This is a genomic window from Novosphingobium sp. FW305-C-30-35 (assembly GCF_058783135.1).
On sequence record NZ_JBYSYJ010000001.1, the window covers coordinates 567,537 to 590,305 of the forward strand.

Consider the following 22,769-nt stretch of genomic DNA (forward strand, 5'->3'; position numbering starts at 1 on the left):
GGTCAGGTTCGCAGGAATTCATCAAGTTGATGCAGGCTTTCCGCCGTTCCATCGCAGGCGCCTGATGCCAGTTCCTGTTCGAGCGCTTCGGCACTTGGAAACAGGTTTGAAATGGTGACTTCGGTGCCGCCATCGCGCTCGGCAAAGGTGACCGTGGTTATCGCTCCGTCGGCGCTCTCTTCGTTGGTCCAGACGATCCTGCGATCCCGCTCGACTTCGAGATAGGTTCCGTAGAACGCCATCGGTCGATCCATGGACACGTGGCCGATCTCGAGCCGGTAAGTGCCGCCGACGCGCACGTCCATTTCGCACGAGACGAGCGTCATGCCGTATGACCGTGGCACCCACCACTGACGGAACAGCGCGGGGTCGGCCCATGCGCGATAGACCAGATGCACCGGCGCCCTGAAGCAACGGATGACGACCAGCTCCCTGTTGGACGGGCGTTCCACCCGCGTTTGCGGATCGGGGCTATCAGCTTGACTGACCATCGTCATTCTCCCTTCGCATCATTGATTCAAGAACATTGTCCAGCGCGCCAAATCGGGCGTCCCAGGCCTGCCGGTAGCGCTCGATCCACGCGGCTTCGTCTTCCATGCGACGAGGCCCCAGCCGGCACTTGCGCACCCGTCCAATCTTCTCCGTGGCGACAAACCCGGCGGCCTCGAGCACGCCGACATGCTTCTTCATGCCGGTGAGCGTCATGCCGAAACGGGAGGCGAGATCGGTGATCGAGGCATCTGCCTGCACAAGGTGCAGCATGACTCCGCGCCGCGTGGGATCTGCCAGCGCCGCGAAAGCTGCATCAAGGCCGGACGACTCATACTGAACCATATGGTTCACTTTCTCACGATCAGGCCATTGCCACAACAAAAAAGAGGCGGCCTGTTGTGACAGGCCGCCTCCCGAGGGTGGTTGATCGGTGCGGCGTCAGAACGTCATCGAGGCCGAGAGCGCAAACGTGCGGCCAACATCGTAGGAGTTGACCTCGACGCGGTTGGCACCGGACTGCTGGTATTCGTAGTTGCGGCGGCCCGTGATGTTGCGCGCTTCGAACTTGAGTTCGAGATCCTGCTTGAACAGCTTGAAGCCCTGGCGTGCAACGAAATCGATGCGCAGGCCCGGGTCCTGCACCACATCGGGCTGACCGGTGTTGAGCAGACCGCGGCTGAAGACGCGCTTGCTGGCATAGCTCAGCAGGATGGTCTGCTGCGAGAGCTTGTCGGTGTCTTCGAGCCCGAGCTGGACGTTGGCTATATGCTCGCTCTGCCCCGTCAGTGGCGCGCCATTGGTGAAGTAATCGAGCGCGCGAGTCGATGCGGCGAGGTAGTACGACGTCTGATCGCCTTCCTTCACCTTCAGCTTCGACTTTGTGTAGGTATAATTGGCGATCAGGGCAAAGCGGCGAGACTCCCACATGCCGCCCCAGTCGGACATGTCGAAGTACTTCTGCAGTTCGACTTCGGCGCCGTAAAGATCGGCCTTGGGCGCGTTGGCGAAGCTGGTGATGAAGTTGTCGCTTTCGAGGCTGACGAAGCTCTCGATCGGCTTGTCGATGCGCTTCCAGAAGCCTGCGATCGAGAAGCGCTGGTCACGCGCATAGTACCACTCGTAGCGGGCCTCGGCGTTGGTCAGCGTGCTGTCCTGCAGGTTGGGGTTGCCGCGATAGGTGCGGTTGGTGTCGGGATCGAAGTAGAACTGGTAGATCAACTCGCGGAACTGCGGGCGGGCGATCGTCTTCGAGGCGTTGGCGCGCAACTGCATGTCGTCGCGGAACGACCAGGTCAAGGTGGCCGCAGGCAGCCAGTAATCGTTGTTCAGGTTGGTCGGCGCGGTTATCGTGGTCACGTCCTTGAACACCGGGATGGCCGCAACGCCCATCTTCGCCGTTTCATAGCGAACACCGGCATCGAGCTGCAGCGTATCGGTCAATTGCGCATCGAACTTGGCGTAGGCACCGTGGTTCTTGAGCGTGGCGAGGAAGGCGGGGTTGCCTTCGTTCGTATCGACCAGACCGATGTTGAACGCCTTGATGACGGCGTTGCTCAGCAGGTAGTCCGGACGGAACAGGTTCACGCCATCGGGCAGATCGACGGCACGCCACTGGAAATCGCGGCGCGAGCTGGTCCGGCGGGTATGGGTATAGGCATAGCCAACCGTCGCAGTGATCGCGGGCGAGACCTTGTACGACACGTCGATGCCACCCGACCACAGGTCTTCGTTGAGATCGGAGAAGCTGACGTTGGCGCGACCGGCGTTACCATCGAGGTTGTTGACGAAGTATTGGCCGAGCGGGTCGGAGGCCACGTTGGTTCGGACGTATTCGAAGCCCAGTTCGTAGGGCGCCTCGCGCTGCGAATTGGCGAAACCACCGCGCAGGTCGACGCTCAGCCCATCGAGCGGCTTGAGTTCGGCGACGATCTGGCTGTCGATCAGCTGGCGTTCGTACCAGGCGGTTTCCTGCTGCTGCCAGTCTGCCGAAGTCTGGTTGCGCTGGCCAAGGCTGATGCGCGTGTGCTTGAGCGTGTCGCGGATGTAGAGGTTGGTCCAGCGGATCTTGTTGCGACCGAATTCGAGGCCAAGACCGAGCATGCCGTTGACGACAATGCGATTGTCGGTGGTCACGCGGCGGAAATCGGACTGGAGGTCAGCGAGATCGGATTCGACCGAAGTCTGGCTGAGCACGTCGCGAGTCAGCCACTTGTTGTTGTAGCCTGCGGTGGCGATGACGCCGAGCGTCGCGCCGCCGAGCTCGAACGACTTGCCCGCCGAGAACGAAAGCGATCCGTTGCCCGGCATGTTGGGGATGCGCTGGGTCAGGCCGTTGCGGGTGTTGACGATGCCCTGCCCCACGGCAACCGCATCGACATTGCCGGAACTCAGGCGTTCACCGCTGGCAAAGAAGCTCTGCAGGGCCTTCGTGTAATCACGCTGGCCGTTGTCGAAACCGGTCCAGTCGGTGCTGGAACCATAATAGGTGTAACCCAGCTGATTTGTGGTCTCGGTATCCCATGAACCGCCGATGCCGACGTTGACGAAGGCTTCCTGCGGGACCGACTTGGTGGTCAGATTGACCACGCCGCCGCCGAATTCGCCCGGGTAGTTCACCGAATAGGACTTCTGCACCAGCGACGAGGCGATGATGCTGGAGGGGAACAGGTCAAGCGGGACGACGCGTTTGAGCGGCTCCGGGCTTGGCAGAGGAGAGCCGTTGAGCAGCGCGAGCGAATAGCGATCGCCCAGGCCGCGCACGTAGACATAGCCGTTGCCGACGACGCTGAGGCCCGTCACGCGGCCAAGCGCGCCTGCGATGTTGCCTTCACCGGTTCGCGCGATTTCGGCGGTTCCGAGCACGGAGACGACCTGCGGGGCGGCACGCTGCAGGTTGCGGTCTCGCTGGCCGGTAACGACGATCTCGCCACCCGGAATGGAGACTTCCGGCGCTGCTTCCTGCGGCTGTTCCTCAACCTGAGGACCAGTCGCAGCCTGATCGGGCGAAGCCTCGGATGCCGGGGGCGGTGTCCGCATGGCCTCTTGCGCGTGGGCGAGCGCCGGGCAGATCAGCGCGGTGGAGAGCAGCAGCAGGTTTGCGAGCCGCGAGGTATTCATCTGTCGTCCCCCCTGGGGAAAAGGAATGTTCTGTAGTGCGGGAAAGGGGGCAGCCGTTGCCGGCCACCCCCCGGGTTTCCCGAAAGGCGCCGATCAGGTGGTCGGCAGCAGCGTGCAGGACTGGCTGGTGGTGCCGAAGTTCGCGGCCGTGCTGTTGCAGGTCCAGCCGGCGTACCAGGTGTCCGAGCTGTTGCGGACGGCACCGACATACGGTGCAGCCGAGAAGAACGAGGACAGCGTCGTTACGTCGAACGCCGTGACAGCGGTTTCATTGGCGCCGTTGATGTACAGGCTCGCCAGCGTGGACGCGAAACCGGCGTTGTTGTTGTTCGCACCCGAGCCGAAGAAGCCGGCGACCTGTGCCGCGGTGTAGGCACCCGTACCGATAAAGCGGTCGTCACCGGTGCCAGCGCAGGACATGACCAACGAACGTGCGGTCAGGGTCGAGGAGGCCGTGCCGCCCGAGCCGTTCATGCGGATGCACTGGTTTGCCGGAGCGACGACGACACCGTTGTAGAGGTTGATGTCGGAGTTGCCGCGGAAGAACAGCGCCGCCTGGCCATTGGCTTCGTTGTTGCTGCTGGTGGCGGGCTGGATCGCGGTGAAGTTGGCAATGCGCGAAACCTGACGCGGCGTCTGGCTTTCGTTGCCATTACTGTCGAGCTCCATCAGCGTGTCGCCCGCGCCCGAACGCTGGATCAGCAGCAGATACTGCAGGTTGGCCTGAACGCCGGTATCCATGTCGAGGCTGTCATCGTCAGCACCGACAGAGATGTAGTGCTTCATGTTGACAGTGCCGCCGAAGAACTCGGCGCCATCGTCCGAACTGTTGTAGCTCTGGATATAGTCCAGCTCGGTGCCCGAGCCGACGCCTTCGAGCGTAAGGGCCTGCAGTTCGGAGTTCGAACCGAGCACGTAGCCCGAATAGCGGATCTGGACGTACTTCAGCGCACCACTGCTGTCGGCGCTGTTGGTGCCGCCGTAGAGAGCGGGATCCGCCGAACCTTCGGTCTGACGCTCGCAGGTGCTGGCGGTCGAACCGCTGGCGACCGAACCGGTGGTGCAGTCGGTGATCGGCGCGCGGCCCATCAGCACGACGCCGCCCCACTGGCCCTGCGAGGTCTCGGTGTTGAGACCGAGCACGTTGTCGCGGCTGGTGAAGACGATCGGTGCGCTGGCAGTGCCGACCGCATTGATCTTGTTGCCACGGTTGACGGCGAGCCAGGACGTTCCGGTATTGCCGAACAGGATCACGCCCGGCTGGATGGTCAGCGTCACGCCAGTGCTGGTGCTGCTGAAGCCGGCATCGGTGCCGACATCGACGCGACCGTTGATGGAGTAGAGCAGACCCGCGATCTTGGGGAGCGTGGTTGAACGGGTGATGCGGGCAGGCAGGGTGCACACGCGCCATGACCCCTGAGCCGAAGTGACCGTGCCCGCATCAGTCAAGCCGGTGGGGTCTTCGATGGTGGGGCAACCGGCTGCCGCGACGACCGGGCTCGTGGTTGGCGTGGGCGTGGGCGTCGGCGTCGGGGTCGGCGTAGGATTGATGACGACATTGCCGCCGGTGCCCGGCGAGGCGATGTCGGTCGGGCCGCAACCGGCGAGCGCAAGTCCGCTGCAGCCGACGAGCATAAGGCCGTGGATCTTCTTCACTTGGTATCCCCCATGGATAACAGCAGGAGCGATTCCCGCCAGGTCGAGGGGTGATCTAGGCGCGCAAAGTGACAGCCACTTTGCGGTTTCCTGACAGAAATAAGTCAGTTTCTCTGACGGTTATTTGACATTTATGACGACCGAACGGAAATCCGCCGGACAGAAAATTGCAGTTTTGTGACAATGTTTCACTTTGATTGCAGTCACTGTCATCGGGTGCATAATCAGACTCAACAAGCCGATGCGCTGACGGAATGCGCAGGAAGCCAAGCAAGGAGAGTCCCGATGTCTGCCACCCTGTATCTCGCAGCCGCACTGATGGCGCAGGCTCCCGCCACGCTGACTGTACCGGCCCCTGCAATCGAGAGTGGTGATGTTGGATACGGCGAGATCATGGCCGGGCGCCCTCGCGCTGCGATCAGCAGAATTGAGGGCAGCGATCTGTTGCGGAAGCAGGATCCGCTGGCCATGATCAACCTTGGCACCGCCTACAAGCTTGTCGGTGAAAGGGAAAAGGCCGCGAAGCTCTACCGTGGCGCAGCTTCAAGCGATCAACGTTACGACGTAGAGCTTTCCGACGGACGCTGGATCGATTCACGCCGCGCCGCGTCGCTGGCAATGAAGCAATTGGACACAAACGAGGTTCTGGCGCTGCGGTGACTAGCGCTCCGGATTTCATCTGCGAAAAATGAGGAAAAGGATCGCAATTCCTAACCTTCGTTGAATTTTCAAAACGGAAATTCTTTGCTTCACTTCGGATGTAGATTCTGGGGTGGGTCTCATATGGTGTCGTTGAAGTGCTTTCTGGGCTATCATCGCCCGGTACGATCGAAAGTGTCGTACGATCTGGAAGGTTATGTAGGACAGTGTGAGCGCTGCGAGCGGAGCATCAAGCGCTTGCGCAAGGGCCGCTGGATCGTACGAAGGCAGTCCCGCCGCTGATCACGGCGTGACGCGAGAGAGACAGCATCAATCACGTTGGGCTCGTGGCGTCGTCGCGCCTTATCGGGTGACGCGCGGGCCGAACGTGAGCGATGCGGCGCGCCAGTTGCGGCGGGCAGCCCTCACCATGTTCGTGGCCCAGATCAGCTTGATCTGGTGCGGCCTTATGGGAGCCGCTCGCCCCGTGCCGCGACAAGCACGGCGTACCAATCCGTTCGTGTCCACCGTACCTTGAGCGCGGCTGCGCCCTCGGCAATGCGCTGTGGCTTCTGCGATCCGATGATCGGCACGATTCCGGCCGGGTGCGCCATGAGCCACGAATATGCCGCGACGGTCCGCGATACACCTTGTGCGTCTGCCACCGTGTCGAGCGCGGATGCCACGGCCATTTCGCGATCCAGCTTGGGGCCAGCCACGCGGCCACCACCAAGCGGGGACCAGGCCATCGGGGTCAGACCCAGCTGCATTGCCTGATCGAGTTCGCCATTTTCGAAGCAGTCGATGCGCAGAGGGCTGATCTCGGGCTGCGTGGTCGCCAGCTTCTCGCCGAGAAAATGATTGAGCGCGGCGATCTGGTGAGTGGCGAAGTTCGATACGCCAAGTGCGCGAACTTTGCCCGAAGCCACCGCATCATCAAGCACGCGCGCGGTTTCGTGCGGATGGGCAAGGATGTCGGGACGGTGGATCTGCCAGAGATCGATCACCTCGGTCCTGAGGCGGCGCAGCGAAGCCTCGATCGCCTTGCGCAGGTAATCCGGGCTCTGATCGTAGGGCAGAGGCGGCAGGATGCCGCCTTTGGTGGCCAGAACCACGCGCTGGCGCAGCGCAGGTTCTGCGGCCAGAACTTCGCCCAGCAGCGCCTCGGCATCACCGAAGCCGCGCTGCCCGTCGAAGCCATAGATGTCTGCGGTATCGAAGAAGGTGATTCCGGCATCGAGCGCAGCGTGAACCAGCTTCGCCGCATCGGCGGCGCTGCGGCCGCCTTCGGCGAGACGCCACATACCCCACGCAATCGGCGATACGGCAATGCCGGTGTGGCCCAGTGGGCGGAAAGCAGGCGGAAGTGGCAGTTCGCTCATGAAACAGTCCTGTATGGTGGTGCGACCGACGCGCGCTCTACGAGGATAAGGGGCACGCGACGATGGGTTAAATCATTACCATCAATGAGAATTTCGGTGGTAGGACAGACAAGCGCCGACAGACGGCGCGGGCAAGCTCGGTGCTTCGGGCGTAGTCCCCTCGCCAGCATGCAGCATGGTGCTGCTTTTTTGGCCTGGATGACCTCCACCGGAAAGGCAGACAGCACGGAAAAATCGCCCCGGAGCACGACAAATCCCTCGAAAAAGGTTAATATTTCCTAATTTTTCATTGGTATTCAAAGGTTTGTAATTGCAAGACAAGAGACATTACAGCATATGTATGGTTGGGGTGGCCAGAGGTATAGCAATGAACAGCCAGGAACGAGAAAGGATCGCAAGGATCACGCTCCTGCTTAACGAATTGCTATCTGCGCCCGAAGAACAGACGCCCACCGACACGCCTCCATCGACCGCTGACCTGGTCGCCATCGCCAAGAGCGAAATCCGCGCCCGCCGTCGCCGGCAGGAGCTTTTCCCGAACATTCAGGTTGCTGACCCTGCATGGGACCTGATGCTGGAGCTGTTCATCAATCAGGCCGAGGGCCGGCGCATCTCCGTGACGGGTCTGGGATTGAGCGCGAATGTGCCCGGCGCAACGGTGTTGCGCTGGCTTGCCATGTTCCACGAATCCGGACTGATCCTGCGCGAGCCGGATTCGGCTGACCGGCGGCGCATCTGGGTATCTCTCACCGAAAGTGGATGGGAGAAAATCGCGATGGGAATCACCCCGTCAAAGGCGGGGCAGCAGTCCCAGCGTTCGGAACGAGCCGAAGAAAAAGGCTCCGGCTCTTCCTGGTTGGCAGCCTGACGCTTCAACCGCGACCGCGATAGGGCGCCACGCCTTGGTCGGGCAGCCACAGGCCTGCCGGGGGGGCATCGGACTGCCAGAACACGTCGATCGGAATGCCGCCGCGGGGATACCAGTAGCCACCGATCCGCAGCCAGCGCGGCTTCATTTCGGCAAACAGCCGCTGGCCTATGCCAACCGTGACGTCCTCGTGGAATCCTGCGTGATTGCGGAAGGACCCGAGGAACAGCTTGAGCGCCTTGGATTCGACGATCGTCTCACCCGGAGCATAGTCGATCACCAGATGGGCAAAGTCGGGCTGGCCGGTCACCGGGCATAGCGAGGTGAATTCGGGCGCGGCAAAGCGGATCATGTAGAGCGTGCCCGGACGCGGATTTGGCACATAATCGAGCACGGCCTCTTCCGGCGATGCCGGGAGGGCGGTGTTCTGCCCAAGGAAGAGAGGAGTCTTGGTCATTGTCTGGCCTCTGGATGCGCAGGCGGTGCGAGTTGGTTTCCCGCCAAGCGATCACTTCAAGAATAGAATTGGCTCGCCCATGCACCCGTCGCAGACCGGGAGCAAGTGGCCCGATCGTGCCTCTTGGTTCACGAGGCATTAAACTGGCGGGTTGTCATGCCCCGGCGATGAGGTTGTTCCCGGGGTCATTTGTCATTTCGGCGGCGGCGCTAGCGCTTTGCGCAAGCGCGGCGCGCGCGCAGGATGCCACCACGTGGCAATTGCCCCCGTCGGAGAAGCCAAGTTCCGCCGCGCAGGGCCCGGTCGTTCCCGATGCGCCCCCACCCCGCGCCACGACCGGGCAACCCGGTGCAACGCCGTCGCCACCGGTTATTGCCGTCCCTGTACCGGCGCCGGTACCGTCACCGGCAGCGCCTGTTGCGCTCCCTTCTGCCAAGCCAGCGCCTCGGCCATCCGCCCAAGCTGACGTACCCGAAGCTGAGACCGCGGCCCTGCCGACGCAAGCAGCCGAAAGTGCGCCTCCGCTTCCCCAACCGACAGCGGCTACACCAAATTTGCCCGAGCCGATGTCGCCTCCCGCGGTGCCGGTCACGGCGACGACGACAGAGCCCGAAGCGAGAGGCGCCACGCTTTGGCCGTGGGTGGCAGCGCTTGTCGGCTTGCTCGCGGCCGGGGCATCATGGGCGCTGCTCCGCCGTCGACGCACGGCGCCGCCCGAGGTTGCCTTCGAACCGCCAGCGATAAAGGCCGCGTCCCCCGCCAGCTCTCCTGCACAAGGTCCCCACCTGGCGGAGACCGCGCTTGTGCCGGACGCTGCCCTGACGCTCGACCTCGCTGCCGCGCGCATGAGCGCGACCCTCGTCAATGCCACGCTTTCCTATCGGCTGGTGCTGTCGGCCACAATGCAAGCGCAAGACGTGGTGATTTTTGGCGGAATGACTGCCGCGCACGCCTCGCGGCCAGTGCAGGACCAGCTCGACCCGCGCAATGCGCCCGAGTTGCATACGATTCGGTCAATAGGCGCTGGCGAGATCATCGAAGTTGCGGGCGAAATACGCCTGCCCCTCGCCGAAATCACACCGATCCGTCATGGCAATGCCGCCTTGTTCGTGCCACTCGTCAGACTTGAAATGACGGCCACCGTCGACGGACGACCGTTCACCATGCGCGCGGCCTTCGTCGTCGGCCTGGAAGAAGGTGCAGCGGGGCAAAGGCTGCAGCCCTTCCGGCTTGACCTCGGCCCGCGCATCTACCCGAAGATCAGCCAGCGCGCGCTCACCGTTCCAGCGTTTGCGTGAGTTCATCGGGAAAGGTCGCGCGGCTGTCCGTTTTTGTGGTCGACGCACCCGATTGCCGCGTCTAGTCTTGGCCTAACGAACCCGCGCCAGACGGGTCGCACAGCAGGCAGGAGCACGATTAACCATGGACTCACTGGTTTCGACCCAGTGGCTCGCGGACGAAATGGGCGCGAGCGATCTACGTATTGTCGACGCTACGGCATTCTTGCCAGAGCATGGTCGCGTGCCGCGCCTCGAATATGAGGCATGCCACATTCCCGGTGCAGTCTTCATGGATCTGGCCGAACTGGTCGATGCGGCCTCGCCCGTACCCAACACACTGCCGTCGGCCGAAAAGTTCGCCAGCCGAATGCAGACGCTAGGCCTTGGCGACGGCAGCCGCATCGTGATCTATGATGACAGCCCGGTGAAGACATCGACCCGTGCCTGGTTCATGCTGACCAAGTTCGGCGCACAGAATGTGGCGCTGCTCGATGGCGGGATCGCCAAGTGGAAGGCGGAGGGCCGCAAGTGCGCGCAAGGTGTTGAAACCTTGAGACAACGCCACTTCACGGTGTGGTCTGACGAGAGCCATGTGCGTTCGAAAGCCGATGTGCTGGCCAATCTCGACAGCAACGCCGAGCAGGTCATCGACGCGCGTGGCGCCGGGCGCTTTACTGGCGAAGTGCCGGAGACCAACCCTGCGCTGGCGAGCGGCCATATACCCGGCGCGCGCAACCTTCCTTATTCGAGCCTGTTCAATCCCGATGGCACGTGGAAATCGCCTGACGCGATCCGCAGCCTGTTCGAGGCAGCCGGCATCGACCTTTCGCGCCCGCTGATCTCCTCGTGCGGCTCGGGAATGACGGCCAACGTGCTGATTTTCGCGGCACATCTGATCGGCAAGGAAGATGTCTCGCTTTACGACGGATCGTGGAGCGAATGGGGGATGGACCCGGCAACCCCCAAGGCAACCGGCGCGGCCTGAGGTTCCTGTCAGCGATCATTGCTGCTATCGCCCGAGGCCATGAGCAGTTCTGACGATTTCGAGAATTATGGGGCGGCGACGCGGGGCGTGCTGGCTGGACGGCGCGAGGAATGGACCGGGACGCCGGGGCATCCCGGGGCCGTCGTCAACCCCGCCGTCTGGCGCGCTTCGACGCATCTTTATCCCGATATGTCAGCACTCAGGGCCCATCCAGCCAACGAGGACGGGCGGTTCTATTATGGGCGCAGGGGATCTCCAACTCAGTGGGGACTCTCCGAGGCATTGACCCAACTCGAGGGCAACTCTGCGGGAACTGTGCTCTATCCCTCAGGCGTCGCGGCAATAGCCGGAGCGCTGCTCACGGTGCTGCGTCCCGGCGACGTGCTGCTGATGACGGACAATGCCTACGAACCCTCGCGCGTCATGGGACGGGGGCTGCTGAAGGACTTCGGCATCGAGACGCGCTGGTTCGATCCGACCGACCTTGCCTCCTTCGAAGCGGCATGTTGCGAACGGACGCGCTGCGTGCTGCTGGAAAGCCCGGGTAGCCTGACCATGGAGGTGCAGGACGTGCCCGCCATCGCAGCGGCGGCCAAGGCACGCGGAATCGTCAGCGTACTCGACAATACCTGGGCCTCGCCGCTCGGCTTTCAGGGGCTGCGCCATGGTGTGGACATCGTTGTGATGAGCCTGACCAAGCACGTTTCCGGCCATTCCGACTGCATGATGGGCAGCGCCAGCGCCGGGCCGGAGTGGTATCGCAAGCTGCGGCTGCGCTCGCAGGGCATGGGGACAGTAGTCTCGCCCGACGATGCCGCGCTGATGCTGCGCGGCCTGCGGACGATGAAGCACCGGCTCGAGGCGGAGACGGCATCGGCGCTGGGAATCGCACAGTGGCTGGAGGGGCGGCCGGAGGTGGCGCGGGTGCTGTGCCCGATGCTGCCGCGATCGCCCGGGCATGAGCGTTGGCGCCGGGACTTCACCGGCGGCTGCGGATTGTTCAGCTTTGTGCTGAAGGGCGGCACGAGCGCGGCGCGCGATGCGCTGATCGATGCGCTGACGCTGTTTGGCATCGGCTATTCATGGGGCGGTTTCGAGAGCCTTGCCACGCCGGTCGATCCGGCGGGCATCCGCACGGCAAGCCAGTGGCCGCTCAAGGGGATGGACGCCGAGGATCGCTTCGGCGTGCGACTTTCCATCGGGCTTGAAGATAGCACCGACCTGATTGCCGATCTCGAGCGTGGGCTTGCTGCATGGGCGGGAGCGAGCGCATGAACAGCTTCAGGCAGCGAGTGGCCGACGTGATCCGGGTGCTGAACGAGATCGGGTTCGATCTGGGGACCTATCACATCTCGGTCTGGGGCGCGCTGCGCATCGTGATCGTGATGCTGCTGGTGATCGTCGCGGCGCAGCTGATCGGCAAGCTGGCGCGGCGCACGTTCCGCCGGTTGACCAGCCTTGACCGCACGCAGCAACTGCTGGGCGAGAAGATCGCGACGATCGTGGTCTGGGGGATCTCGATTCTGGTCGGGATCGACGTGCTGGGGATCAGCCTGACCGCGCTGACGGTTTTTTCCGGCGCGTTCGGCCTCGCCATCGGTTTCGGCCTGCAGAAGACCTTCGGCAACCTGATCGCCGGGATCATCCTGCTGATGGACCGCTCGATCAAGCCGGGCGACGTGATCGCGGTGAACGACGGCAAGGGCAATTCGTTCGGCGAGGTCAAGAAGATCGGCATCCGCGCGGTTTCGGTGACCACGCGCGACAATCGGGAATACCTGATTCCGAACGAGAACCTGATGACCAGCCAGGTCGAGAACTGGTCGTACTCCTCGCGCGAGGTGGCGATCAACATTCCCGTTGGCGTGGCTTATGGCAGCGATCTGGAGCAGGTCGAGAAGCTGATGCTCGAGGCCGTGGCCGGCGTGCCGCGCGTGCTGAGCTTCCCCTCGCCCGGCGTGCTGCTGAGCGCCTTCGGGCCGAGCAGCATCGACATGACGATCGTGGTGTGGATCGACGATCCCGAGGGTGGCGTAGGTAACGTGCGGTCGGACATTCTCAAGGCGGTGTGGCGCCTGTTCCGGGACCACGGGGTTCAAATTCCGTTCCCGCAGCAGGATCTGAACCTGAAGGACAGCGAGGGTTTGCGGGTGCTGGTAGAGGCTTTACGGGGCGAAGGTTCCCCTCACTCTCCACCGTCACCCCGGACTTGATCCGGGGTCCCGCTTGTTTCTGCACCGTCGCCCGAAGTGAAAGCGGGACCACGGGTCAGGCCCGGGGTGACGTTAGATCTTGAAGATCGTGTAACCAGGTCCAGCGCAGCCGCTAAAGAACATCTAGGCGGGGGGAAAAGCATTCTCGCTGGTGACTTGGGCTCACCGCGCCCATCTGCCCCCCATGAGCAATCCCTCTTCAAGAGTCGGAACCGTATTCCTTGTCGGCGCGGGGCCCGGTGATCCGGACCTGCTGACGCTGCGTGCGGCGCGGCTGGTGATGAATGCGCGCGTGCTGGTCCACGACGGGCTGGTCGATCCGGCGATCCTTGCCATGGCGCCCAAGGGCTGCCGGATGATCTCGGTCGCCAAGCAGCGTTCGCGCCACACCATGCGTCAGGAAGAGATCAACGCCCTGCTGGTGCGCGAGGCCCTGGCCGGGAATGACGTGGTGCGTCTCAAGGGCGGCGATCCTTTCGTGTTCGGGCGTGGTGGCGAGGAAGCGGAAGACTGCTTGGCCGCTGGTGTCCCGGTGCAGGTCGTGCCCGGAATCAGCGCCGCCATGGGCGCGGCTGCTTCGGCGATGATCCCCCTCACCCACCGCGACGCGGCAAGCATCGTCTCGTTCGTTGCAGGCCAGTGCAAGGGGCTGACCGATCAGAACTGGGCTGGCCTGGCCGGGGTTGGCAGGACGCTGGTGATCTATATGGGCGTGGCGACTTCGGAAGCGATTGCCGAAAAGCTCATGGCAGACGGGCTCGCGCCCGACATGCCGGTGGCAGTCATCGAGAACGCGGCGCGCCCGCAGATGCGCGTGCTGCGCGGAACGCTGGCGGCTCTCGGGCCGCTGGTATCGGAAAACAAGGTCAAGAGTCCTGCCCTGATCGTGATCGGCGAAGTGGCAGGCCGGGGAGACATGATGGAATTGAAGCAAGTTTTGGAGGCAGTGCAGTGAAGATCATCACTGGAAGTGATCTGCGCACCGGCGACGTGATCTGGTGGACCGGCGAAGGCTGGTCGCGCCATGTCAACGATGCGGTGGAAGCAGGCGAACATGCCGAGGCGATCATCGCCCGCGAGAACGCCAAGCAGATTGTCACCGACACGCAGGTGATCGAAGCGACGCTGACCGACGAAGGCGTGCGCCCGGCGCACATCAAGGACCGCATCCGCGCCCTCGGGCCGACGGTCCGCCTCGACCTTTCCCTCAAGCCTGCCGACCCCAATGCCGGCACCTGGGTGATCTGAGATGTATCAGTACGACCAATACGACCAGGCAATGGTCGATGCCCGCGTCGCGGAGTTCCGCGACCAGGTGGAGCGCCGCCTTGCCGGTGACATCACCGAGGACCAGTTCAAGCCGCTGCGCCTGAAGAACGGCCTCTACCTGCAGCTTCACGCCTACATGCTGCGCGTGGCCATTCCCTATGGCACGCTGAGCAGCCGCCAGATGCGCATGCTGGGCGATATCGCCGACAAGTATGACCGCGGCTATGGCCACTTCACCACGCGCCAGAACATCCAGTACAACTGGATCAAGCTGCAGGACGCGCCCGACATTCTCGCCGATCTGGCTTCGGTCGAGATGCATGCGATCCAGACCAGCGGCAACTGCATCCGCAATACCACCGCCGACCAGTTCGCCGGTGCCGCCGCGGACGAGCTGGTCGATCCGCGCCCCTATGCCGAACTCCTGCGCCAGTGGTCGACGTTCCATCCGGAGTTCGACTACCTGCCGCGCAAGTTCAAGATCGCGATCATCGGTTCGGAAACCGACCGCGCAGCGATGAAGCTGCACGATATCGGCATCCAGCTGGTGCAGAACGATGCCGGCGAGATCGGCTGCCGCTTCTACGTCGGCGGTGGCATGGGCCGCACGCCGATGATCGCTCCAGTGATCGGCGATTTCGTGCCGCCGCTGCAGATGATCTCGTACCTCGAAGCGTGCCTGCGCGTGTACAACCTCTATGGCCGCCGCGACAACAAGTACAAGGCGCGCATCAAGATCCTCGTCCACGAGATCGGCGCCGACGAATACCGCCGCCAGGTGGAAGAAGAGTTCAAGCACATCCTGACGCTGGGCCTCGAGCCGCCAGCGGCCGAGCTGGAGCGCATCAAGGGCTACTTCGAGCAGCCGGGCTTCGATGCGAATGCATCCGACGAACTCGACCTGTCCGATCCCGACTTCGCGCTGTGGGTGGACCAGAACGTTCATGCCCACAAGCAGCCGGGCTACGCCATCGTCAACATCAGCCTAAAGCCGGTTGGCGGCATTCCGGGCGATGCCACGGCTGACCAGATCCGCCTGATGGCCGACCTGGCGCTTGAGCATTCGTTCGACGAACTGCGCGTGACCCATGCGCAGAACATCGTGCTGCCGCATGTGAAGAAGGCTGACCTCTATGGCCTGTGGCAGAAGCTGGACGAAGCAGGCCTTGCCTCTGCCAACCTCGACCTGATCGGCGACATCATCGCCTGCCCGGGTCTGGATTACTGCGCGCTGGCCAATGCGCGGTCGATCCCGGTGGCGCAGAAGATCTCGGAGCGCTTTGCCGACCTCGGCCGTCAGCGCGAGCTGGGCGAGCTGAAGCTGAAGATTTCGGGCTGCATCAATGCCTGCGGGCATCACCACGCAGGCCACATCGGCATCCTCGGCGTCGACCGCAAGGGCGTGGAGAATTACCAGCTCCTGCTCGGCGGCTGCGAGGGCGCGGACACCTCGCTCGGCACGATCACCGGCCCCGGCTTCAACGAGGACGGCATCGTCGATGCAGTCGAGAAGGCAACCGATGTCTATCTCGCCCAGCGCGCCGAAGGGGAGCGTTTCGTCGACACCTTCCGCCGCATCGGCATGGCCCCGTTCAAGGAGGCGATCTACGCCAAGGAGACCGCCAATGGTTGAGCAGAACCTGCGTTTTCGCGATGACGAGCCGGTCGGCGATCCTGCGGTGACGGTCGACGCCTTTGCCGACCAGTCGAACGCAACTGCCGTGCGGATCGAACCGGGCGACGATGCCCGCGCGCTGCTGCCGCATCTCGATCGGCTGGCGCTCGTGGAAGTGAACTTCCCGGCCTACACCGACGGGCGCGGCTATTCGGCGGCGCGTATCCTGCGCGAGCATGGCTATCAGGGCGAACTGCGGGCCGTGGGCGATGTGCTGCTCGACCAGCTTTCGCACATGCGCCGCTGCGGGTTCGACAGCTTTGCGCCGAACCAGCCGATCAGCGTGGAGGCCGCCGAAAAGGCCTTCGCGACCTGGCCTGAAGTCTACCAGAAGACCGTCGACGGACGCCCGGCAATCTGGGCGAAGCGTCACCCCGCCTGAGCTGCGGGAAAAGGACTTAGAAGTATGGACAGCACCGTGAACCGCAAGATCGACCTGATCGATGTGCGCCCGCGCTTTACCGAGACGGACGCGATCCGCCTGAACAACCTGTTCCGGGGCACCGACACGCACGAGATGCTGCGTTCGGTGATCCGCGACGGGCTGGCGGGCGACCTTGCGGTGGTTTCGAGCTTCGGCGCGGAAAGTGCTGTCCTGCTTCACCTTATTGCCGAGGTCGATCCTTCGGTGCCGGTGCTGTTCCTTGAGACGGGCAAGCACTTCCCCGAGACGGTAGCCTATCGCGATGAGCTGATCGGGTTTCTGGGGATGACCAATCTCCAGATCATCGAGCCCGATCCGGAAGTGATCGCCAAGAAGGACGAGAACGGCCTGCGCTGGTCGTGGGATCCCGATGGCTGCTGCGAGATCCGCAAGGTCGAGCCGCTGGCCAAGGCGCTGCTGCATTTCGATGCCTCGCTGACCGGGCGCAAGGGCTTCCAGTCCAAGACCCGCGCCGGCCTGCCGCGCTTCGAGATCGACCACTCCGACGCGCAAGGGCGGCTCAAGATCAATCCGCTGGCATCGTGGGACAAGACCGCGCTCGAAGCCTACTTCGCGCAGCACGGCCTGCCGGCGCACCCACTGGTGGCCCAGGGCTATCCGTCGATCGGATGTGCGCCCTGCACCAGCAAGGTCGCCCCCGGTGAAGATCCCCGGTCTGGCCGGTGGAAGGGCTGGGACAAGACCGAATGCGGCATCCATTCGCCGACGGATGCCAGCAAGCCGGGCGACGAGCTGCCACCGGGCTACGATCCGATCTTCTGATCGGCATTTGCCAGTCGCGACAGTGCTCTGCTAGGTCCCTGCGCCGGGACATGGGGGAGTAGTCGGTTGGCAGTGGATGCGCGCAGGATCGGGTTCTGGGCCGGACCGCTGGGGTTTGCCGTAACGCAACTGGCGGCAGCACCGGCTGGCATGCCCGATGCGGCATGGAGTGCGGCGGGCCTTGTCTGGTGGATGGCAGCCTGGTGGATGACCGAGGCGATGCCGCTTTCGGCAACGGCATTCCTGCCTTTCCTCGTGCTGCCGCTGACCGGCGTGGCGGATGCCAACAAGACGGCTGCCGCCTACTACTCGCCGATCATGTTCCTTTTCGTAGGTGGCGCCTTTCTGGCGCTGGCAATCGAGCGGACCGGGCTCCACCGGCGGCTGGCGCTGTTCATAATGGGCCTGGCCGGTGCAAGGCCGCGGCAGTTGCTGCTGGGCGTGATGACTGCGACGGCAGTGCTTTCAAGCTTCATTTCCAACACATCGACGGCGCTCATCATGATGCCGATGGCGATTGCCATGCTGCGTGCGGGCGGCGTGCGCGAAGGGGAAACCGGGGGCATGGCCGGAGCGCTGCCGATGGGCATAGCCTTTGCCGCATCCATCGGCGGACTGGCGACGATGATCGGCACGCCGACAAACGCCATCGCGGCAGGACTGATCGAGAAAGCGCTCGGGACCCGGGTCACGTTCCTGCAATGGGCGATGTACGGCGTGCCGATCGCCGTTGCCGCCGTGCCGATTGCCGCGTGGATCATCGCGCGGGTGCAGAAGCTGAAGGAGGATGCGTTCGATCCTGCCGCTGCGCGCGCTGCCATCGGCCATTCCGCGCAATGGAGCGTGGCCGAGCGGCGGTTGCTTCCAGTGGTGCTACTGGCCTTCCTGGCGTGGGTGTTCCAGCCGCTGATCGAAGGGGTGTTTCCGAAGGGTGGCTTCACCGATGGCACGGTGGCTGCGATCGCGGGGCTGGTCCTGTTTTTCCTGCCCGACGGCACCGGCCGCCCGATGCTGACCTGGCCCGAGGCCAATCGCGCACCGTGGGACGTGGTGCTGATGTTCGGCGGCGGCCTTGCCATGGCGATGGGCATGACCGAAAGCGGGCTGACCAAGTGGATGGGCGAGATGCTGCTGCCGCTTGCCCATGTGCCACTTCCGGTAGTTGCACTGGTTCTCGTTGGGTTCGTGATCGTGGTGACGGAGTTTGCCAGCAACATCGCGGCGGCGAGCGGAATCATGCCGGTCGTGGCAGCGCTGGTGGCGGCGCTGGGGGCCGATCCGATCCTGCTGGCTCTTCCGGCAGCCTTCGCCGCGACCTGGGGCTTCATGCTGCCGGCAGGAACCGGCCCCAATGCGCTGGCCTGGGCAACCGGGCACTGTTCGATGCGCGCGATGGTCAAGGCAGGCTTCGCGCTCGACGTGGTCGGGGTGTTCCTGCTGGTCGGCGTAGTTTGGACCGTCGCCGCCTTTTCATGATCATGTTACGTAGTCTTGCTTGATTTGGGCTTCACCAATCGGTGCAAAATAGTCTAACATCGAAGAAACAGGCCTCCCGCTGACTCCCTGTGAACCAGTTCACAGCAGACGGCGCAGAATGAGGCGAAAGAGTGGTCGCACGTTCTTTCGTCAGAATTCGCAGTGGGGAGATTCGCCGTGCGCCGCATTTTCAAGACATTGCTGGCGGGCAGCGCCGGGGCCGCCAGCCTCGCCGCGCTGATGCTGGTGCCGACCGGCGTCGCGACAAGCGCCGACCACCTCGATCCGCCGAGCCGCACCGACGGCGGCGTAGATCCCAACCCGGATATTCCGGCCGACATCGCCGACGTGTTTGCCTGGCATTCGAATGGCACGACCAAGATCGCGATGACCTTTGCAGGACCCGTCTCCGCCGCCGCGACGACGCCGCTCTATTATGACCGGGACGTGCTCTACAAAATCAACATTTCGACTGCGGCACCGGGCAATACCCCCGAGTTCACGATCAAGTATCGCTTCGGGCCGGGCCAAAATCCTGGCGAATGGGGAGTACGAATCGAAGGCGTGCCCGGCGTTAACGGCGTGATCGAAGGTCCGGTCGAGCAGAACCTCCAAAAGGATGGCGTGAAGGTCCGCGTTGGCCTGTTCGACGAACCTTTTTTCTTCGACCTGATCGGTTTCCGCGAGACGCGATCCACCGGCACATTGAAAATCCGCAACGACCGCAACTTCTTCGACACCCAGAACGATACCGCGATCGTGCTTGAAATTCCTGACGCGAACCTTGGCGCAGGGGTAACCAATCTTGGCGTCTGGGGACAGACCGCCCGCTTTGGGGGGAACATCTGATGAGCCTGCGCAAGATCATCCGGATCGCGACGCCGTTCGCTCTGGCCCTGACGCTGGTCGGGTGCGGCGATGATGGTGCTGGTAGCCAAGTCGTCGTCCCGGCCCCGCTACCGAGCTCGACATCGACCGCGACGCCGACTGCCACGGCAACCGCGGTTGCCTACGACTCGACCAAATGCTTCCTGCAGCCGATCCAGGGCCAGAACGGCGCGAACCTCAAGTCATTCATCATTCCGGATACATTGAAGCTCGACCTGACCCGACCGACCAAGTTTCCGAATGGACGCCATCCCGAAGATCAGGTCGTCGACATTCTGCTTGCAACCCTGCTGCTCGATATGAGCGTTACCGGCCAAGGACCATACACGCTGGCAGATGTGCCACTGAATCCGCAGCGCAATGACAAGTTCTTCCTGCTGACCTTCCCGTTCCTGGCAACGCCGAACGGCACGCCGCAGGTAGCAACCGGCACCGGCACAAACTTCAATTTCCGCACCGACCCGGATTCGGCCTATGTCAGTGTGGACCGCATGGGCAATCCGGCTATCGCTACGGCGCTGGTTAGTTCTTCGATGAAGCTGAGCTACAACGATGATACGCCGACCGGAGACGTCGCTGGCGACAAGTATCTGACCGAATACGAGCACGAACTCGACAAGCTGTTCGGGCTGATTGGCGACGATCTGGAAAAGCTGCAGTTGAAGATCTGCGCGACGAAGTCCTGACAGGCATGAGCGACAAGCCCGGCCCCAAGTGGCCGTGGATCCTGCTGGCGGCGGTTTTCCTGATAACCGCCGCCAGCATTGCCTTTGACAAGTACAAGGCTCGGCAAGGCCCGCCGGATCCGCTGCCCTCGGAAATCAAGCCATGGTTCGGACCACGCAACCAGCTCGAACTGGAGCAGGCGGCGCAAGTTGCAGTGGATGGCGCACGCGCGCGGTTGGCGCTGAATCCTGAGGAGTGGCTGCGGCAGGAGGTACTGGCACGAGCTCTCGTCAGGCGCTTCCGCGCGACAGGCGCATATGCAGATCTCGCCGAAGCGGACGGATTGCTGGACAAGGGGATGGCGGGTGCCCCCTTCCCCGCCGGGCCGAGCCTGTCTCGCGCCGAAGTTTCGGTCCTGGCACACCGCCTCGACGCTGCCGGAAAGGGGCTCGAACGGTTCTTCGCGCAAGTGGGGGAGCCGGACGACGGCGAATCTGCCGGCGCATGGAGCCTGAAGGGGGACATCGCCTTCCAGCGCGGCGACATGAAGGCAGCGCGCCTCGCGTTCAGCCGCGCGGAGGAATACGACAACAACGCCGCCGTTGCTTTAAGGCAATCAATGCTCGCATTGCGCACGGGCGATCCTGATCTTGCCCGCCGCCGTATCAACGCAGTGCTGCGCGCCCCGAAGCTGAGCCGCTACGTCAAGTCGCAGGTCGGCTTGCAGCGGGCGACGATCGCATATGCCACGGGAGACTGGAAGGCGGCGGGCACTTGGGCCCGGTTTTCCGAGCGCTTCTTCCCTGGCAACCCGCTCGCCATGGCGCATGTCGCACAGCAGAAGGCTCTCGAAGGGGACGTGGCTGGCGCAGTTCGGCAATATGAAGCGATCTTGGCCAAAGCCCCCTTGCCGGAGATCATGGACGCGCTTGCTTTCACGCTGCGCCTGCAGGGCCGCGGCGCCGAAAGTCGGGCGTGGGCCGAGAAGGCCGGCGCGATCTGGACCGAGCGCTATAGCGTGATGCCAGAGGCGGCAGCGGCGCACGTGGTGGAGCACGAACTGGCCTTGGGCGATCCGGCCAAAGCCCTGCCAATCGCGAAGGCCGATGCACAGGCGCGTCCGCACGGGGCCAGCCTGATCTTGCTGGCGCGGGCGCAGCTTCTGACCGGCGATGCCAGAGGTGCACTTGCAACGCTTGAACGTGCCGAGAAGACCGGCTGGCGGACGGCAGGACTTTACCTTGCCATGGCAGACGTCCACACCGCGCTTGGAGACACCGATGCCGCCGAAGATGCGCGGGAGGACGCGCTTGATCTCAATCCCAAGGCCACCGATCCGGCGGCGCGCTACATCTGGTTCGGTCACGATTAGGACGCTACTGACGGCGCTGGCCTGGCTTTGCCTCGCCAGCCCTGCCGCCGCGCATCTTACGCCCAACTCGGAAATCCGCCTCGATTTCGCACCGGGGCTGGTCAAGGCTGACATCGTCGTGCCGCAGGCCGAATTCGGCTACGCCACGGGATTGCCGACGGACAACAGCACGGCCAGTCTTGCCAAAGCGCAGGCGCGCGTAGTGGCCGACATGGCCGTGCTCGACGCAAATGGAAAGCCGTGGCGCGTCGCTGTGGATCGCATCGCATTCGAACAGATTGCCGGGCCGCCTGACCTGCATCTGGAGCTGTCCTTGACACCCCCGCCCGGTTCTCCGGACAGGTCGTTGCTCTGGCGCTGGCATGTCGTGACGCGCGAAGCGCCGAACCACTTCGCCCTGTTGGTGGTGGACGGGGATCTGGCGGGAGGTGTGAGTGGGGAGCGCGAACTGATTGGCGCGCTCACTGCCGGTAAGTCAGAATTGCTGGTGGAGCGCGGAAAGGCGGGGCTGGGAGCGTTGTTCCTCAATGCCATGGCGCTTGGTGCCCGGCATATTGCCGAGGGCTATGATCATCTGCTGTTCCTGCTGGCGCTGCTTCTCCCTGCCCCGATGCTCGCGGCAGGCGGACGCTGGGGCGAGGCGCGACCGGCAGCAGCCACGTTGCGCAAACTGGCGTGGATCGTCACGGCCTTCACGGTCGGTCATTCGACGACGCTCATCCTGGCCGCACTCTTCGCCGTTCGGCTTCCACCACAGCCGGTTGAAGCGGGTATCGCGCTTTCTGTTCTCGTCTCGGCAATTCATGCGGCGCGGCCCGTGTTTCCCGGCAAGGAACCACTCGTTGCGGCGCTGTTTGGCCTCGTCCACGGGCTTGCCTTCGCCACGCTGGTCAGCAACTTCGGGCTTGGCACGACCACGCGCATCGTCGCCATCCTTGGCTTCAATTTGGGCATCGAAGCCGTCCAACTCGGCGTCGTGGCGGTCACTCTGCCAGTCCTGCTGATGCTTGCCCGCTGGCGATACGGCAATCGCGCGAGGCTGGTTCTGGCGGTGCTGACCGGTATCGCTGCCCTTGTCTGGCTGTCGGAGCGGCTGGGCCTTTCCTGATATGGACATATCGGCCCGC

Annotated in this window: 22 protein-coding genes; 16 read left to right on the plus strand and 6 right to left on the minus strand. The window is 63.5% G+C overall.

From position 1 onward, the window contains the following. Positions 1–2 precede the first annotated feature (2 nt). From AC3WLM_RS02840 to AC3WLM_RS02855, 4 genes are all read right to left on the minus strand, one after another. Positions 3–491, minus strand: coding sequence for an SRPBCC domain-containing protein (locus AC3WLM_RS02840; protein WP_039335099.1), 489 nt, complete (start codon positions 489–491; stop codon positions 3–5). After that, positions 475–834, minus strand: coding sequence for an ArsR/SmtB family transcription factor (locus AC3WLM_RS02845; protein ID WP_039335102.1), 360 nt, complete (start codon positions 832–834; stop codon positions 475–477). Before AC3WLM_RS02845 ends, AC3WLM_RS02840 begins: the two co-directional genes overlap by 17 nt. A gap of 96 nt (positions 835–930) precedes the next feature. Continuing rightward, positions 931–3,609, minus strand: a complete 2,679-nt coding sequence (locus AC3WLM_RS02850) for a TonB-dependent receptor domain-containing protein (protein ID WP_492476543.1) — start codon at positions 3,607–3,609, stop codon at positions 931–933. 93 nt (positions 3,610–3,702) lie between these two features. Beyond that, positions 3,703–5,265, minus strand: coding sequence for a beta-helix domain-containing protein (locus AC3WLM_RS02855; RefSeq protein WP_492476544.1), 1,563 nt, complete (start codon positions 5,263–5,265; stop codon positions 3,703–3,705). Between the two features lie 285 nt (positions 5,266–5,550). Here AC3WLM_RS02855 and AC3WLM_RS02860 point away from each other — a divergent pair, with 285 nt between their 5' ends. Next, positions 5,551–5,925 (plus strand): hypothetical protein, encoded by a 375-nt coding sequence (locus AC3WLM_RS02860; RefSeq protein WP_193828004.1) that lies wholly within the window; start codon positions 5,551–5,553, stop codon positions 5,923–5,925. A gap of 446 nt (positions 5,926–6,371) precedes the next feature. On the opposite strand, the gene AC3WLM_RS02865 is transcribed toward AC3WLM_RS02860, so the two are convergent. Further along, positions 6,372–7,286 carry an aldo/keto reductase gene (locus AC3WLM_RS02865; RefSeq protein WP_062343647.1) on the minus strand — a complete coding sequence of 305 codons (915 nt, stop codon included), beginning with the start codon at positions 7,284–7,286 and terminating at the stop codon, positions 6,372–6,374. Positions 7,287–7,653: 367 nt separating this feature from the next. Between AC3WLM_RS02865 and AC3WLM_RS02870 the strand changes: the two genes are divergently transcribed. After that, positions 7,654–8,154, plus strand: a complete 501-nt coding sequence (locus tag AC3WLM_RS02870; protein WP_052242455.1) for a helix-turn-helix domain-containing protein — start codon at positions 7,654–7,656, stop codon at positions 8,152–8,154. Positions 8,155–8,158: 4 nt separating this feature from the next. Here AC3WLM_RS02870 and queF read toward each other — a convergent pair whose 3' ends face one another. Next, positions 8,159–8,611, minus strand: coding sequence for a preQ(1) synthase (queF, locus tag AC3WLM_RS02875; protein WP_039335112.1), 453 nt, complete (start codon positions 8,609–8,611; stop codon positions 8,159–8,161). Between the two features lie 566 nt (positions 8,612–9,177). Here queF and AC3WLM_RS02880 point away from each other — a divergent pair. The 14 genes from AC3WLM_RS02880 to AC3WLM_RS02945 all read left to right on the plus strand — a co-directional run bounded on the left by AC3WLM_RS02880 (position 9,178) and on the right by AC3WLM_RS02945 (position 22,750). After that, positions 9,178–9,909, plus strand: coding sequence for a hypothetical protein (locus AC3WLM_RS02880; RefSeq protein WP_492476545.1), 732 nt, complete (start codon positions 9,178–9,180; stop codon positions 9,907–9,909). A 124-nt stretch (positions 9,910–10,033) separates the two neighbouring features. Next, positions 10,034–10,876, plus strand: coding sequence for a 3-mercaptopyruvate sulfurtransferase (sseA, locus tag AC3WLM_RS02885; RefSeq protein WP_039335116.1), 843 nt, complete (start codon positions 10,034–10,036; stop codon positions 10,874–10,876). A 39-nt stretch (positions 10,877–10,915) separates the two neighbouring features. Next, positions 10,916–12,151, plus strand: coding sequence for a cystathionine beta-lyase (gene metC, locus AC3WLM_RS02890; RefSeq protein ID WP_492476546.1), 1,236 nt, complete (start codon positions 10,916–10,918; stop codon positions 12,149–12,151). Next, positions 12,148–13,089, plus strand: a complete 942-nt coding sequence (locus tag AC3WLM_RS02895) for a mechanosensitive ion channel family protein (protein WP_492476547.1) — start codon at positions 12,148–12,150, stop codon at positions 13,087–13,089. Before metC ends, AC3WLM_RS02895 begins: the two co-directional genes overlap by 4 nt. A 184-nt stretch (positions 13,090–13,273) precedes the next feature. Continuing rightward, complete coding sequence (gene cobA / locus AC3WLM_RS02900) at positions 13,274–14,044, plus strand: uroporphyrinogen-III C-methyltransferase (protein WP_492476548.1); 771 nt, start codon at positions 13,274–13,276, stop codon at positions 14,042–14,044. Further along, positions 14,041–14,337, plus strand: coding sequence for a DUF2849 domain-containing protein (locus AC3WLM_RS02905; RefSeq protein WP_039335120.1), 297 nt, complete (start codon positions 14,041–14,043; stop codon positions 14,335–14,337). Before cobA ends, AC3WLM_RS02905 begins: the two co-directional genes overlap by 4 nt. A 1-nt stretch (position 14,338) precedes the next feature. Further along, positions 14,339–15,991 (plus strand): nitrite/sulfite reductase, encoded by a 1,653-nt coding sequence (locus tag AC3WLM_RS02910; protein WP_492476549.1) that lies wholly within the window; start codon positions 14,339–14,341, stop codon positions 15,989–15,991. Next, a complete protein-coding gene (locus AC3WLM_RS02915; RefSeq protein ID WP_039335124.1) occupies positions 15,984–16,415 on the plus strand; it encodes a DUF934 domain-containing protein in 432 nt (143 codons plus the stop codon). Before AC3WLM_RS02910 ends, AC3WLM_RS02915 begins: the two co-directional genes overlap by 8 nt. A gap of 24 nt (positions 16,416–16,439) precedes the next feature. After that, positions 16,440–17,240, plus strand: coding sequence for a phosphoadenylyl-sulfate reductase (locus AC3WLM_RS02920; RefSeq protein WP_039335126.1), 801 nt, complete (start codon positions 16,440–16,442; stop codon positions 17,238–17,240). Positions 17,241–17,312: 72 nt separating this feature from the next. Continuing rightward, complete coding sequence (locus AC3WLM_RS02925) at positions 17,313–18,716, plus strand: SLC13 family permease (protein WP_492476550.1); 1,404 nt, start codon at positions 17,313–17,315, stop codon at positions 18,714–18,716. 177 nt (positions 18,717–18,893) lie between these two features. Further along, on the plus strand, positions 18,894–19,565 hold the full coding sequence (locus AC3WLM_RS02930; RefSeq protein ID WP_039335130.1) for a hypothetical protein: 672 nt from the start codon (positions 18,894–18,896) through the stop codon (positions 19,563–19,565). Beyond that, the gene (locus AC3WLM_RS02935) at positions 19,565–20,290 is read left to right on the plus strand and encodes a DUF4331 family protein (RefSeq protein WP_062343637.1); all 726 of its coding nucleotides are present in this window, start codon (positions 19,565–19,567) and stop codon (positions 20,288–20,290) included. The genes AC3WLM_RS02930 and AC3WLM_RS02935 overlap by 1 nt, the downstream gene beginning before the upstream one ends. 5 nt (positions 20,291–20,295) lie before the next feature. Then, positions 20,296–21,642 carry a hypothetical protein gene (locus AC3WLM_RS02940; RefSeq protein WP_492476551.1) on the plus strand — a complete coding sequence of 449 codons (1,347 nt, stop codon included), beginning with the start codon at positions 20,296–20,298 and terminating at the stop codon, positions 21,640–21,642. Further along, positions 21,581–22,750: a HupE/UreJ family protein gene (locus tag AC3WLM_RS02945; RefSeq protein WP_492476552.1), complete on the plus strand. Its 1,170-nt coding sequence runs from the start codon at positions 21,581–21,583 to the stop codon at positions 22,748–22,750. Before AC3WLM_RS02940 ends, AC3WLM_RS02945 begins: the two co-directional genes overlap by 62 nt. Positions 22,751–22,769: the final 19 nt, after the last annotated feature.